This is a genomic window from Paenibacillus jiangxiensis, from assembly GCF_046098255.1.
GTDB lineage: Bacteria > Bacillota > Bacilli > Paenibacillales > Paenibacillaceae > Paenibacillus > Paenibacillus jiagnxiensis.
The window spans coordinates 13068-26402 of record NZ_JBJURI010000042.1; the positions used below are offsets into that span (position 1 = coordinate 13068).

At 55.3% G+C, this 13335-nt stretch carries 14 protein-coding genes and 1 riboswitch; of the genes, 13 read left to right on the plus strand and 1 reads right to left on the minus strand.

Translation table 11 applies throughout. The annotated features are described in order from the left end of the window. Positions 1-70: 70 nt before the first annotated feature. Positions 71-421: a DUF2512 family protein gene (locus ACI1P2_RS28300; RefSeq protein ID WP_355326312.1), complete on the minus strand. Its 351-nt coding sequence runs from the start codon at positions 419-421 to the stop codon at positions 71-73. Positions 422-584: 163 nt separating this feature from the next. Between ACI1P2_RS28300 and ACI1P2_RS28305 the strand changes: the two genes are divergently transcribed. The 13 genes from ACI1P2_RS28305 to ACI1P2_RS28365 all read left to right on the plus strand — a co-directional run bounded on the left by ACI1P2_RS28305 (position 585) and on the right by ACI1P2_RS28365 (position 13330). After that, positions 585-1061: a GNAT family N-acetyltransferase gene (locus ACI1P2_RS28305; RefSeq protein ID WP_408976368.1), complete on the plus strand. Its 477-nt coding sequence runs from the start codon at positions 585-587 to the stop codon at positions 1059-1061. 121 nt (positions 1062-1182) lie between these two features. Next, complete coding sequence (ychF, locus tag ACI1P2_RS28310) at positions 1183-2283, plus strand: redox-regulated ATPase YchF (protein ID WP_355326318.1); 1101 nt, start codon at positions 1183-1185, stop codon at positions 2281-2283. Between the two features lie 258 nt (positions 2284-2541). Continuing rightward, complete coding sequence (gene prfA, locus ACI1P2_RS28315; protein WP_355326321.1) at positions 2542-3609, plus strand: peptide chain release factor 1; 1068 nt, start codon at positions 2542-2544, stop codon at positions 3607-3609. A gap of 25 nt (positions 3610-3634) precedes the next feature. Next, the gene (gene prmC / locus ACI1P2_RS28320) at positions 3635-4498 is read left to right on the plus strand and encodes a peptide chain release factor N(5)-glutamine methyltransferase (RefSeq protein WP_355326427.1); all 864 of its coding nucleotides are present in this window, start codon (positions 3635-3637) and stop codon (positions 4496-4498) included. Positions 4499-4597: 99 nt separating this feature from the next. Further along, positions 4598-5785, plus strand: a complete 1188-nt coding sequence (locus tag ACI1P2_RS28325) for an FtsW/RodA/SpoVE family cell cycle protein (RefSeq protein ID WP_355326324.1) — start codon at positions 4598-4600, stop codon at positions 5783-5785. Positions 5786-5922: 137 nt separating this feature from the next. After that, positions 5923-6579 (plus strand): stage II sporulation protein R, encoded by a 657-nt coding sequence (spoIIR, locus tag ACI1P2_RS28330; RefSeq protein ID WP_355326326.1) that lies wholly within the window; start codon positions 5923-5925, stop codon positions 6577-6579. A gap of 112 nt (positions 6580-6691) precedes the next feature. Continuing rightward, complete coding sequence (locus ACI1P2_RS28335) at positions 6692-7894, plus strand: L-threonylcarbamoyladenylate synthase (protein ID WP_355326329.1); 1203 nt, start codon at positions 6692-6694, stop codon at positions 7892-7894. 128 nt (positions 7895-8022) lie between these two features. Next, positions 8023-8583, plus strand: coding sequence for a manganese efflux pump MntP (locus tag ACI1P2_RS28340; RefSeq protein WP_355326332.1), 561 nt, complete (start codon positions 8023-8025; stop codon positions 8581-8583). 39 nt (positions 8584-8622) lie between these two features. Beyond that, the gene (locus tag ACI1P2_RS28345) at positions 8623-9204 is read left to right on the plus strand and encodes a low molecular weight protein arginine phosphatase (protein WP_355326335.1); all 582 of its coding nucleotides are present in this window, start codon (positions 8623-8625) and stop codon (positions 9202-9204) included. Positions 9205-9283: 79 nt separating this feature from the next. Then, positions 9284-9366, plus strand: a riboswitch (ZMP/ZTP riboswitch). A gap of 158 nt (positions 9367-9524) precedes the next feature. Continuing rightward, on the plus strand, positions 9525-10100 hold the full coding sequence (locus tag ACI1P2_RS28350) for a TIGR01440 family protein (protein ID WP_355326338.1): 576 nt from the start codon (positions 9525-9527) through the stop codon (positions 10098-10100). Positions 10101-10177: 77 nt separating this feature from the next. After that, positions 10178-11428, plus strand: coding sequence for a serine hydroxymethyltransferase (locus ACI1P2_RS28355; protein WP_355326341.1), 1251 nt, complete (start codon positions 10178-10180; stop codon positions 11426-11428). Positions 11429-11612: 184 nt separating this feature from the next. Beyond that, positions 11613-12494, plus strand: coding sequence for a carbohydrate ABC transporter permease (locus ACI1P2_RS28360; RefSeq protein WP_355326344.1), 882 nt, complete (start codon positions 11613-11615; stop codon positions 12492-12494). Beyond that, a complete protein-coding gene (locus tag ACI1P2_RS28365; RefSeq protein WP_355326347.1) occupies positions 12494-13330 on the plus strand; it encodes a carbohydrate ABC transporter permease in 837 nt (278 codons plus the stop codon). Before ACI1P2_RS28360 ends, ACI1P2_RS28365 begins: the two co-directional genes overlap by 1 nt. Positions 13331-13335: the final 5 nt, after the last annotated feature.

Here is a 13335-nt window from a genome sequence, read left to right on the forward strand (position 1 = left end):
GGCATCCTGATTATGCGGGTTGCCGCTGTTTCTGCGCCGGGCTTCAGGTTCGCTGTTTTTGCGCCAAGCTTCAAGCTCGCTGTTTTTTAACCGAACGATCATCACGCAGCAGCCAGATGTGAAAGAAGTACTCAAAAATGGCTGCCAGCACCGTAATCAACAGCATATCGGTGAATGACAGGGTCCAACCCGCAGCGCCGCTGATCAGCCACAGCATCAGAAATACCAGACCGGCATCGGCAACGGTCGCTACTGTATTACCCAAACTCGGCAAAATCAGCAAGTCACCGATCGCATAAGCGGTAATCCAGATTCCGAGCGCGGTAAACAGGGCTCCGACCAAAGAAGCATTAGACAGCAATACAAGCAGTGAGGTAATCATGATACCGTGCACTGCCAATTTGGCGAGCAGCTTGTCCATTCTTTTCCCTCCTTTCCTATATTGTGTATGTTAATGTCAGGAGTATGCACTTCAGGTGGTGTATTTGAGTGGCATTCGTATTATACTCAAAGGTATACTCAAAGGATTCGAGAAGGGCGTCCATGTGGCCTTCATAAATCCGATACTGAAGGGGATGGGGCCAATGATCTCGCTTAAGCCAATGAATGCTGAACAATACGGGCGTTTTGAACAACGAACAATTAAAGATTTCGCGGAGGATAAGATAAAGTCAGGGGACTGGACGGCAGAAGAAGCGCTGCAGCGTTCCCAAGAGAGTGTGCGTAAATTTTTGCCTACGGGACTGGATACGCCGGATGCTTATTTGTATGCCATCGTACTTGATGAAGACGGACAAGAACTGGAGATCGGGGACATCTGGTTTAATATAATGCAGCACCCCTGGGGCACCGAGGCGTTCCTGCTGGACATTCTCATCTATGAGGAATACCAGGGGAAGAGCTACGGCAGGCTGACCATGGCGGCATTGCAAGAAGAGGCACGCAAGGCGGGGGCAACCCGAATCGGTCTGCACGTGTTCGGACACAATGATAGGGCGCTGCACCTGTACAAAAGCGTTGGGTACACCGTTACGGATATCCAGATGAGCAAAGAGATTTAACGGCCTGAACAGTCCGCTTCTCCGGTTGCCGCCTGCACAGGTTGTCATATATAATGTAGGTTGGTGTATCCAAAATGGTGTTTACATTTTTTATTTCATATAAACGGGAGTTGTTCTTACTATGGCTTTAAAAGCTGGAATTGTCGGGCTGCCGAACGTCGGGAAATCGACGCTGTTCAACGCGATCACACAGGCTGGCGCCGAGTCCGCCAATTATCCTTTCTGCACGATTGATCCGAATGTCGGCGTAGTTGAGGTTCCGGACGAGCGTCTTGATAAATTGACGGAGATGGTTGTGCCGAATAAAACGGTGCCGACCGCCTTCGAATTCGTGGATATTGCCGGTCTGGTGCGCGGCGCGAGCAAGGGCGAAGGCCTTGGCAACAAGTTTCTGGCCCATATTCGCGAGGTGGACGCCATTGTGCATGTCGTCCGCTGCTTCGAGGATGAGAATATTACGCATGTCGACGGCAAAGTGGACCCGGTCAGCGATATTCAGACGATTAATCTGGAGCTGATTCTTGCCGACCTGGAGAGCGTGGACAAGCGGATTGAACGTGCCCGCAAGAACACGAAGGGCGGCAACAAGGCTGCCCTGCAGGAAGTGGAACTACTGGAGCGTCTCAAGGAGACGCTGTACAACGACAAGCCCGCGCGCAGCCTGGAGCTGACGGATGACGAGAAGCTGCTGATCCGCGATCTGCACCTGCTCACCATGAAGCCGGTACTGTATGCGGCGAATGTCAGCGAGGACGGCGTGACGGATGCGGACAGCAATCCATATGTTCAGCAGGTTCGCGAGTTTGCGGCAGGAGAGAACGCCGAGGTCGTGCCGATCAGCGCCAAAGTGGAAGCTGAAATCGCTGAGCTGGAGGGCGAGGACAAGGCCATGTTCCTGGAGGAGCTGGGACTGGAAGAGTCGGGGCTCAACCGTCTCATCAAGGCGGCATACCGTCTGCTCGGGCTGTACACTTACTTCACGGCCGGGGTGCAGGAGGTTCGTGCGTGGACGATCCGCAAAGGCACGAAGGCTCCGGGTGCGGCAGGTGTAATCCACACCGATTTCGAGCGCGGTTTCATTCGTGCAGAAGTGGTGTCTTATGACGATCTGGTGGCGGCGGGTTCCATGAACGGGGCCAAAGAACGCGGCCAGCTGCGTCTGGAAGGCAAGGATTACGTCGTACAGGACGGCGATATCATGCACTTCCGCTTCAACGTTTAATTTAAACTATACAGGCGGGCGAAGTTCCATGTCCCTTGCCTTCTGGCGGCCGCAGCCGGGCAGTGAGCCCAGGGCGGCCGCTTTTTTGCCGTATGATTCCGATGAGGGGCATGATTGAACCATCCTGCATAATTTTTTGGAAACGCGGATTTGCCAGTAGTTATTCACTTGTTAAGATGGTATAATAAAGTGTTGAAAAGATAGTAATTGTATAAAAACATAGATATGAAACTTTGATGAATAAAGAGGTGAATTCCCTTGTTGGATCGACTGCAATCTTTAGTGGACCGCTATGAGAAGTTGAGCGAGCTGCTTTGTGATCCGGATGTGGCTAACGACAGCAAGAAGCTGAGGGATTATTCCAAAGAACAATCTGATCTGCAGCCCGCCTACGAGGCTTATACCGAATATAAAAGTGTGACGGAAGAGCTGGATGCCGCCAAAGCGATGCTGGCCGAAAAGCTTGATGACGACATGCGCGATATGGTCAAAATGGAAATCGAGGAGCTTTCCGCCCGCAAGCAGGAGCTGGAAGAGAAAATCCGCGTGCTGCTGCTGCCCAAGGACCCGAATGACGACAAGAACGTGATCGTGGAAATCCGCGGCGCTGCCGGCGGGGATGAAGCGGCCCTGTTCGCGGCTGATCTCTATCGCATGTATACCCGTTACGCGGATACCCAGGGCTGGCGCGTGGAACTGATGGATGCGAACATGAACGATCTCGGCGGCTTCAAAGAGGTCACGTTCATGGTCAACGGCCGTGGCGCATACAGCAAGCTTAAATTCGAAAGCGGCGCACACCGGGTGCAGCGGATTCCGGCTACGGAGTCGGGCGGCCGCATCCACACGTCCACGTCTACGGTAGCGGTAATGCCGGAGGCGGAAGAAGTGGATATTGAAATTCTTGACAAGGATATCCGTGTCGACACCTTCTGCTCCAGCGGTGCCGGCGGCCAGTCGGTTAACACAACCAAATCCGCCGTGCGTGTAACCCATGTTCCTACCGGCATTGTGGCGACCTGCCAGGACGGCAAATCACAGAACTCGAACAAAGAGAAGGCGTTGCAGGTGCTGCGCGCCCGTATCTACGACATGATGCGCCAGGAAGAGGAAGCCAAGTATGCCGGTGAACGCAAGAGCAAGGTAGGGACGGGCGACCGCAGTGAACGGATTCGCACATATAACTTCCCGCAGAGCCGTGTAACCGACCACCGGATTGGTCTGACGCTGCATAAGCTTGACCATGTCATGAACGGCGAAATCGAAGAGATCGTATCGGCGCTGACCATTGCGGAGCAGTCCGATTTGATGGCACAAGAGGTATAAAGCTTTGGAACGCGCGACTTATCGGATGTCACCGGGCCGAAGCATCAGAGAAGCCTTATCTGGGGCTTCTTCTTTTTTGGCGGCTGCCGGGGTGATGGAGCCGCAGCATAACGCGCGGCTGTTGCTGGAGCATGTGCTTGGACTGGAGGGGACGGCTTTCTACGCAGAGCTGGGCCAGCCTTTTCCGGCGGAGCGTGCGGCTGATTGGGAGGCTGTGGTGAACCGCAAAGCGGCGGGAGAGCCCGCGCAGTACATTATCGGCTCCCAGGAATTTTACGGCCGTCCCTTCAGCGTAACTCCGGCGGTGCTGATTCCCCGTCCGGAGACGGAGCTGCTTGTGGAGGCCATCATGCAGCACGGAGACCGGCTGTGGCCGGGAGGCACGCCGCATGTGCTGGACATTGGCGCCGGCAGCGGCGCAATCTCCGTGACGCTGGCGGCTGAAAGACCCCGCTGGCGGGTGTCGGCAGGGGATATTTCAGCGGCTGCGCTGACGGTGGCAGCACGGAACGCGGAGACGAATGGTGCCTCCGTGGAGCTGCGCCAAGGCGATCTGTTAATGCCCTTCGCCGGGGAGACGGTGGACATTCTGGTGTCCAACCCGCCATATATTCCCGCTGCCGACATTAAAGGCTTGCAGCCGGAGGTGCGCGATCATGAGCCGCACACGGCGCTGGATGGCGGACTGGATGGCCTTGATCCGTTCCGGTCAATGGTGAGCCAGCTGCCAGTGCTGGCTGCACCGCCTCGCCTGATCGGCTTCGAGCTGGGCATGGGGCAGGCGCGTGAGGTGGCTCGTCTACTGCAAGAGGCAGGCCATTGGAGCCGCATTGTCATTGTGCCTGATCTGGCGGGCATTGAACGGCATGTCCTGGGAATAGCGGACTGAGCCCGCATTTTATTTTTGACGGCCGATCCTTTACAATGAAGAAAGCTGAATGGTTGGAGTTGTTGGATCAATGTTCAGAATTCGCTTCAGGGGGAAACTATGCTTCAGAAATTTAAAAGAATCGACGGCCCCATAATTACCATTTTGCTCTTGTTGATGGGGATCAGTGTTGTTGCCGTATATAGTGCAGGCCGCTATTGGGCTGGGCATCAGAACGATTATATCAGTATTATTGCCAACTATGCGATTGGTTTTGTGGCGTTGGCCGGTATGACACTGCTTGATTTCCGCATCTTTATCAAATATGCGAGATATATCTATCTGGGTGGCCTGCTGGTGCTGATGCTGGTGTTCTTTTTCGGGGAAAACCTGAACAACGCGCAAGGATGGCTGAAGATTGGTCGCCTCAGTATCCAGCCAGCCGAGCTTTTCAAGCTTGCGCTGATCATCAGTCTGGCCTACATGCTGATGATCAGACGGCAGAGCGAGCTTCGTTTTGTCCGTGATGTGCTTCTGATCGGTCTGATAACGTTCGTCCCTTTTGCTATCGTAATGGCTCAGAATGATTTGGGGAATGCGCTCGCTTATATTGTCATTCTTATAGGTATGCTGTGGATCGGTAACGTGAAAGCATCTCATGCGCTTATTGGTCTTATTATATTCTCGGTAGCGGTAGTTGGCGGAATCAAGGCCTATACTACCTTTCACGAAGAGATATACACCTTTATGAAAGATATAGGCCGGCAGCATTGGACAGACCGCCTCGATCCATGGCTAATGCCGGATGAAGCCAGCGCAGCAGCCAAGTGGCATACGGAGAACGCCAAGCTGGCGATCGCGTCCGGCGGTATGACCGGCGAAGGCTTTTTACAGGGTTCTTCGGTCCAATCCGGCCGTGTGCCGTACACATACTCGGACTCCATATTTGTAGTGATTGCTGAGGAATTCGGCTTTGTGGGTTCATCAGCACTGCTGCTGCTCTATTTTATCCTGATTCACCGCATGATTTTGATCGCGCTGGAATGCAGGGACAGGACAGGACCGTATATTGTGGTCGGCATTGTGTCCATGCTGCTGTACCAGATATTTGAGAATATTGGCGCCTTTATCGGCATCATGCCGTTGACAGGCATTACGCTGCCGTTTATCAGCTATGGCGGCACCTCGCTCCTGATTAACATGGCGAGCATGGGGTTGATCATGAGCATCCGTGTCCATGGGCAGGAAATAGACGATGATCTGCCTGATCCGGCCCGGTCCCGGACGATCAAGCAGGCGCAGCTTTAATACAGGTATGTTCGCGGGGGTTCTTTCTCTTGAGGGAGAGGGGCCCCTGTTTTTTGTAAATTTGATAGATTGCTAGGTTTATCCCCCCGGCAGGTGGACATACTGGTAGACATAAAGACGACCGGGGGGAAACGGGAATGAAGACGGTATTCAAACAAACGGTAATTATTCTAGTATGTTTATTTATATTAGTGATGTCCTGGGAGGGGCAAAAAGTAGATGCAGCCGTACCTGGTTGGGTGCAGCAGGCCGCGGTAATTCCACATGATTCGATCCGGCTCCGTATTCTTGCCAATTCCGATCTGCCGGCGGATCAGCTAGTTAAATTACAAGTCCGGGATGCAGTGGTAGCCGAGATGAATACCTGGATTGATGAAATGGAGCAGCCGCGGAGTCTGGAGGATGCACGAAGCATCGTACGGACACGGCTGCCGGAAATCCGGGAAACGGTAGGCCATGAGCTTGCCCGCCAAGGACTGACGTATACGTATAACGTAGAGCTGGGACAGGTTCCATTTCCGACTAAAATTTACGGCAGCAGGGTGTACCCGGCCGGACAATACGAGGCCGTCCGCATTACGCTGGGAGAGGGCGCGGGCAAGAACTGGTGGTGTGTGCTGTTTCCTCCCCTGTGCTTCGTCGGGGCGGACAACTCCCCGGGAGCCGACAAGGCCGCTGCAGCCGGTGAAAATGACGGACAAGGTGAGAATAAAGAAGAACAGGTTGAGGTACGCTTCTATCTGGTGGATAAAGCGGTTGATTTTTGGAATTGGGTCAGCGGACTGTTTTCTTAGCAAGTGCGTCGATAAACGTTTTTCTTACTATGTTATAATGGAGAAACGAAAGCAATTTTCTGAACAATATGGACAGTTTGAACCCAATCAAGAAAGTATAGGATGAACAATTATGAATGATGATGAAAAGCTGCAGACTGAAGCTGCTGGTGGCGGGCCGCAAGCCGGGCGGCGTCCAACGTACTGGTGGAACGTGAAAAATCTGGAGGAAACCGTGACAGACGGTACTATTGAACTGGGAGGGAGCTCGTATACAGGGCATCCCTCCCAGTTTGCGGCGTTAGCCTTGCGGGAAGCTGCTGCGTTGCTGCGCGCGGGTGATACGGTCGCATTCCCGACGGAAACCGTATACGGCCTCGGTGCCGATGCCCGCAATACCGCTGCTGTGGAGGCGGTTTTTGCCGCGAAGGGCAGGCCTTCGGACAATCCGCTCATCGTGCATATTGCGCGGCGCGGCCAGCTCGATGAGCTGGTGCAGCAGGTGAACGGCACGGCCGAAGCCCTGATCAAGGCGTTCTGGCCGGGGCCGCTCACGCTGGTGCTTCCGGTCAAGCCGGGCGTGCTGTCTCCACGCGTAACGGCCGGGCTGGACACGGTCGCCGTCCGGATGCCTGACCACCCGGTGGCGCTGCGGCTGATTGCCGAGGCGGGCTGCCCTGTGGCGGGGCCAAGCGCAAACCGCTCCGGCCGCCCGAGTCCGACGACTGCCGAGCATGTGCGCGAGGACCTGCAGGGCCGGATCGGCGGCATCGTCGATGGCGGCCCTACTGGCGTGGGGCTGGAGTCGACCGTGGTGCAGGCCGGCGACGACGGCACCGTGACGATCCTGCGCCCCGGCGGCATCACTGCGGAGCAGCTCGCCGCCGTCTGCCCGGCCGTCACGACCGACCCGGGCCTGGCGGGCGACGCAGGCCCCGACACCCCGGCTCCGCGCTCGCCGGGGGTAAAGTACACGCATTACGCGCCCCTCGGGCGCTTAAGCGTGGTGGAAGGCCCGTCCCCGGCAGCGGTAACGGGCCTGATCCGGCGCGAGCTGGCCGTGGCGGAGGCCAGCGGAGAGCGTACGGCCGTGCTCGCTTTCGACGAGCATGCGGCCGATTATATCGGGCAGCGTGTATACTCGCTTGGCAGTCTCGCCACGCTGCAGGAGGCGGGGCAGCGCCTGTACGGGGTGCTGCGCCGCTGTGACGAGGATGGCATTACCTTCATCCTCGCGGAGGCTTGCCCTCCGCACGGGCTGGGCGCGGCCGTCATGAACCGGCTGTTGAAGGCGGCCGGACACCGGGTGATCCGCGCAGAAGAAGCCCGCGGGTAGCCGGCAGCGTCCGGGATTGTTCCGGGCTTCCATGCGACCCAGAGCCTTTTCCATGAACACAGCATGTACTAGTTTCCTCCTTGTCCGCATATCGTGTACAGATTGAAAATGTACATGGAGGAATGAACATGCTTGAAGCCACTTCCCATATGGGACAACTTCTGACCGTTCTGATCATGGCCTTTGCGCTCGGGATGGATGCCTTTTCGCTCGGAATCGGTGTAGGGATGAAGGGCATTCGGCTGAACGATATCCTCCGAATCAGTGCGGTCGTTGCCTTGTTCCACATGGTGATGCCGCTGCTGGGCATATTAACGGGGCAATTCATGAGTGAAGTGCTCGGGCATGTAGCGACATTTGCGGCTGGTGGCCTGCTCATTTTGCTTGGCTGTCATATGATTTATAATTCGATATATGGGGGAAGCGTTCCGATGCTGGATTACCGCTCTTCCGTCGGAGTGATCCTGTACTCGCTTGGCGTGAGCATGGACTCCTTTTCGGTGGGGGTTTCCCTTGGTATGTTCCGGAGTAATCTGCTGCTGACGGTTGCCGCCTTCGGCGGCGCCGGCGGTTTGATGTCAGTCCTTGGTCTTCTGTTGGGAAGACGCGTCAGCCGCAATCTGGGTGAATACGGAGAGGCGATCGGCGGGGCCATTTTATTTGCCTTTGGAATGATGTTTATTTTTTAATTTACAATTAGCAGCATGGAGAGCTGGAGGTGGGAATTCATGAAAAATATTATGTTTGTATGCACAGGCAATACATGCCGGAGCCCCATGGCTGCAGCGATGCTGCGCAAGCTGGCCGTTGAACGGCAGCTTGGGCTGGAGGTGCGTTCGGCAGGAGTAGCCGCAATGGATGGCACGTCCCTTTCCCGCCATGCCGAGGCCGTGCTGCGCGATCACGGAATCAGCGAGCCTTTCCGTTCCACATCGCTGCACCGGGAGCTGGTGGAATGGTCGGATCTGATCCTGACTCTTACGCAGAGCCATAAGCGGCAGGTGATTCAGCGTTTTCCTGCAGCAGCCGGGAAGACGTACACACTGAAGGAATACGTGGAGAATGACCCTGCTGTGCTGAACGATCTGCAGGAGCTGGACAGTCTGTACGCCTCCCAGGAAATAATGGCCTCCCTCGGCCAGGAGCTTTCTGGAGAAGAAAGGGAGCGCATGATTGAAATCCGGCAGCGGATTCCGAGCTTTGATATCTCCGATCCTTTCGGCGGATCGAGGGAGGATTATGATATCGCAGCGGCGGAAATCCGTACTGCGCTGCACCGCCTGGCGGATAAGCTGGAAAACCGGAAATAATAACGCCGGCGGGCGATTTTTGGTGCAGATTGCTGTTGATTTCCCTGCTTTGATAAATTAAGATAAGGGTACATGAACGAGAATCCGGTGTGACTGGCGACGAGAGTGGGTTAAACCACGGTGGAGCATCGGATCATACGGCCGGTCGCCTGGGCAAAAGAGCAATTCCGCGAGCAGTCGCGGACTGCTCTTTTTTCGTTTAGCAGGGCTTCTTCTGTTTCAATTCGGCAGCGGCCCGTTTTTGTCGAATCAAAGGCGGGCATAATCAGCTATAATGAAAGCTGAAACTATGCTGGACAGCGGAACAAGGGGGGCTTGAGATGGAGCATGCGGAGACGGCAGCCGGCCTGCGCGCCATATTAAGGGAGCTGGCAGCGGCCGCGGATTTGAAGCCGGGCAGGCTGCTGGTGATTGGTGCAAGCACCAGCGAGGTGGCCGGGCGGCGTATCGGCACGTCCGGCGCGCTGGAGGTAGCCGAGCAGCTGCTGGCGGGCGTTAGGGAGGTGCAGCAGGAATACGGCTTTGATGCTGTCTTCCAATGCTGCGAGCATTTGAACAGGGCGCTTGTCCTGGAAAGATCCGTCCTCGAAAGGCTAGGATTGAAGGAAGTGGCAGCCGTGCCGGTGCCGAAGGCTGGCGGTTCCATGGCTGCGGCAGCCTTCAGGTCGATGAAGGAGCCATGCCTGGCCGAAACGATTGAAGCGCATGCCGGTCTCGATATCGGCGAGACGCTGATCGGCATGCATTTGCGCAGGGTGGCCGTTCCTTTCCGGCCGAGCCTCCGTTATATCGGGGAAGCGCGGGTCAATGCGGCCTTTACCCGTCCCCCTCTGATCGGTGGGGAGCGGGCGGTGTATCGGCTGGAGCAGGAGGAAGGCGGGGCCGGCTGCAGTTGAGTCGTCCATGGGCTGCGCCGCACAGAGAGTAAGCATAAGAACACAAACAAGCAATTATCGCGGGGAGGAACTTTATCATGATGGAAAATTTGCGCAAGAATGATCCGGCTGTATTGGAAGCGATGGGGCTTGAACTCAAGCGCCAGCGGAACAACATTGAGCTGATCGCATCCGAGAATATCGTGAGCGAAGCGGTGATCGAGGCGATGGGCTCCGTTCTGACGAACAAATATGCGGAAGGATATCCCGGCAAGCGTTACTATGGCGGCTGCGAGCATGTCGATATTGTGGAAAATATCGCGCGCGACCGGGCAAAGGAGCTGTTCGGGGCTGAGCATGCCAACGTGCAGCCCCACTCCGGAGCACAGGCCAACCTGGCGGTGTACCTGACGGCGTTGAATACCGGCGATACGGTGCTCGGCATGAATCTTGCGCATGGTGGTCACTTGACACATGGCAGCCCTGTGAATGCATCCGGCCTGTTGTACAATTTTGTGGCTTACGGTGTGCGTGAAGATAACTTTCTGATCGATTATGACGAAGTGCGCAAAGCGGCCTTCAAGCACCGCCCGCGCCTCATTGTAGCCGGCGCCAGCGCATATCCCCGCACGATCGATTTCGAAGCCTTCGCTTCCATTGCGAACGATGTAGGCGCGCTGTTCATGGTGGACATGGCGCATATCGCAGGTCTGGTCGCTGCAGGCATCCATCCGAATCCGGTGCCTCACGCCCATTTTGTGACCACCACGACGCACAAAACGCTGCGCGGACCGCGCGGCGGCATGATCCTGACACGCAAGGCCTGGGCGCAGGCTATCGATAAAGCGGTATTCCCGGGCACGCAGGGCGGACCGCTCATGCACGTCATTGCTTCCAAAGCCGTAGCTTTGGGAGAGGCGCTTCAGCCTTCCTTTACCGAATATGCGAAGCAGGTGGTGCGCAACGCCCAGGTGCTGGCGGAAACGCTCATCAGCGAAGGTGTCAATATCGTGTCCGGCGGTACGGACAATCACCTCATGCTGATTGATACGCGCAATCTGAACATTACGGGGAAAGACGCGGAGCATGTGCTTGACTCCATCGGCATCACGGTGAACAAGAATGCCATTCCGTTTGATCCGACCAGCCCGTTTGTGACCAGCGGTATACGTATCGGCACGCCTGCGGCTACTTCACGCGGCATGGATGAGAACGCCATGACCGAAATCGGTCAGATTATTGCCAAAACACTGAAAAATCCGAAGGATGAAACGATTCTCTCGGAGCTGCGCGGCCGTGTTACCCAATTGACCGACCAATTCCCGATTTACCCTGAGATTCAATATTAAGCGTCTGCCCGGGCGATAGCCTGGTATAAGAAACCGTCCGTATCCTAAGGGATGCGGGCGGTTTCTTTGTGTTGATATGCGCATTTTCGGGTAATAGCAAATTAGACAGCGGCGGAAAGCCTGAATTAGAAAACGGAAACTGTCCTGACAGAGAAAATTCAGATCACAGCAAAGGAGCGAAAATATGAACTCAAGCAAATCCGCACGCCTTGTGCAGCAGCTTATATTTGTCGGACCGTTGACTCTGTTTTTCGTCCTGATTATGATTGTTCCGTTTTTCCTGGGGCTGTACTATTCCATGACGAACTGGGACGGGGTTACCGCCCATGTGGCCTGGATCGGTCTGGACAATTATTTGCATATTTTCCGGCAGGACCCCGATTTCCGCAATGCCTTCTGGTTTACCGTCAAGTTTACCGTCTGTGGTGTGCTGTTTACGAACCTCCTGGGCTTTTTCCTCGCTTATTTTCTGACCAGGCCGCTGCGTACGAGGAGTATTCTGCGGACGGTGTTTTTCATGCCGAACATGATCGGCGGTCTGCTGCTCGGTTTTATTTGGCAGTTCATTTTTGTAAGGGGGTTCGCTGCTGTCGGTGAAGCGACGGGTCTTTCTTTTTTTACGATGCCCTGGCTGGGTAACGGGCCGACCGCCTTCTGGGGCACGGTCATTGTATTTGTCTGGCAGTATGCCGGATATCTGATGGTGATCTACATATCCTCCCTGAGCAATGTTCCCAAATCGCTGCTGGAATCCGCGCAGATCGACGGTGCCGACCGGTGGCAGATTTTGCGCAGTATTGTTTTTCCGCTCATTATGCCTGCGGTGACTGTATGCCTGTTTCTGGCGATTTCCTGGTCGTTCAAGGTGTTTGAGCTCAATCTGGCGCTAACGCAGGGCGGGCCGTTCAAATCCACGGAATCCGTGGCGCTGGACATTTATAACGAGGCGTTCACGAACAACCGGCTGGGTCTCGGCACGGCGAAAGCGATGATATTCTTTGTAATCGTGGCCATCATTACGGGCATCCAGGTTCGTCTGACGAAGAAGAGGGAGGTCGAAATGTAATGCCAAAAACATCCGGTTACAGAACAGGCACGCTGCTCGTTGAAGCCCTTCTCATTGTGATCGGTCTTTTTTTTCTCGTACCGTTCTATTTTCTGCTGGTGAATTCAGTCAAGCCCTTCGGCGAGATTTTGACCCATTCGGCGGCTCTGCCGTCGGCGCTTCATTTCTCCAACTATGCTGAGGCCTGGAAATCCATCGATTTTCCTTCAGCCTTTGGCAATTCGCTGCTTGTCACCATCGCCAGCAACGTGCTGCTGCTGATGATCAACTCGATGGCGGCTTACCAGATGGTCCGGAACAACTCGCTGTTTAACCGCGTTTTGTTCGGCCTGCTTGTGTCGGCCATGGTCATTCCGTTCCAGTCCATTATGCTGCCGCTGATGGAGATTTCGAACATGCTCAGCCTGAACAACAGCATTCCTGGGCTCATTTTGTGTTATCTGGGGTTTGGCGCGCCGCTGTCCGTCTTCCTGTTTCATGGCTTTATCAAAACGGTGCCGATTGAGATCGAACAGGCGGCCCGTGTGGACGGCTCGAACCGTTACGGCGTATTTTTTCGGGTAGTGCTGCCTTTGCTTCAGCCGATGATTATTACGGTGCTCATTCTGAATACGCTCTGGATCTGGAACGATTATTTGCTGCCGTCGCTGATCCTGACCGATCCGGACAAGCGTACGATTCCGATTGCGACCTATACGCTGTTCGGCCAGTACACCAAGCAATGGGATCTGGCCTTGCCCGCGCTGGTGCTCGGCATTCTGCCGATCGTGATCTTTTTTCTGGCACTGCAGAAATACGTCGTATCCGGGATCGCGGCCGGTGCGGTAAAAGGTTGAACAGG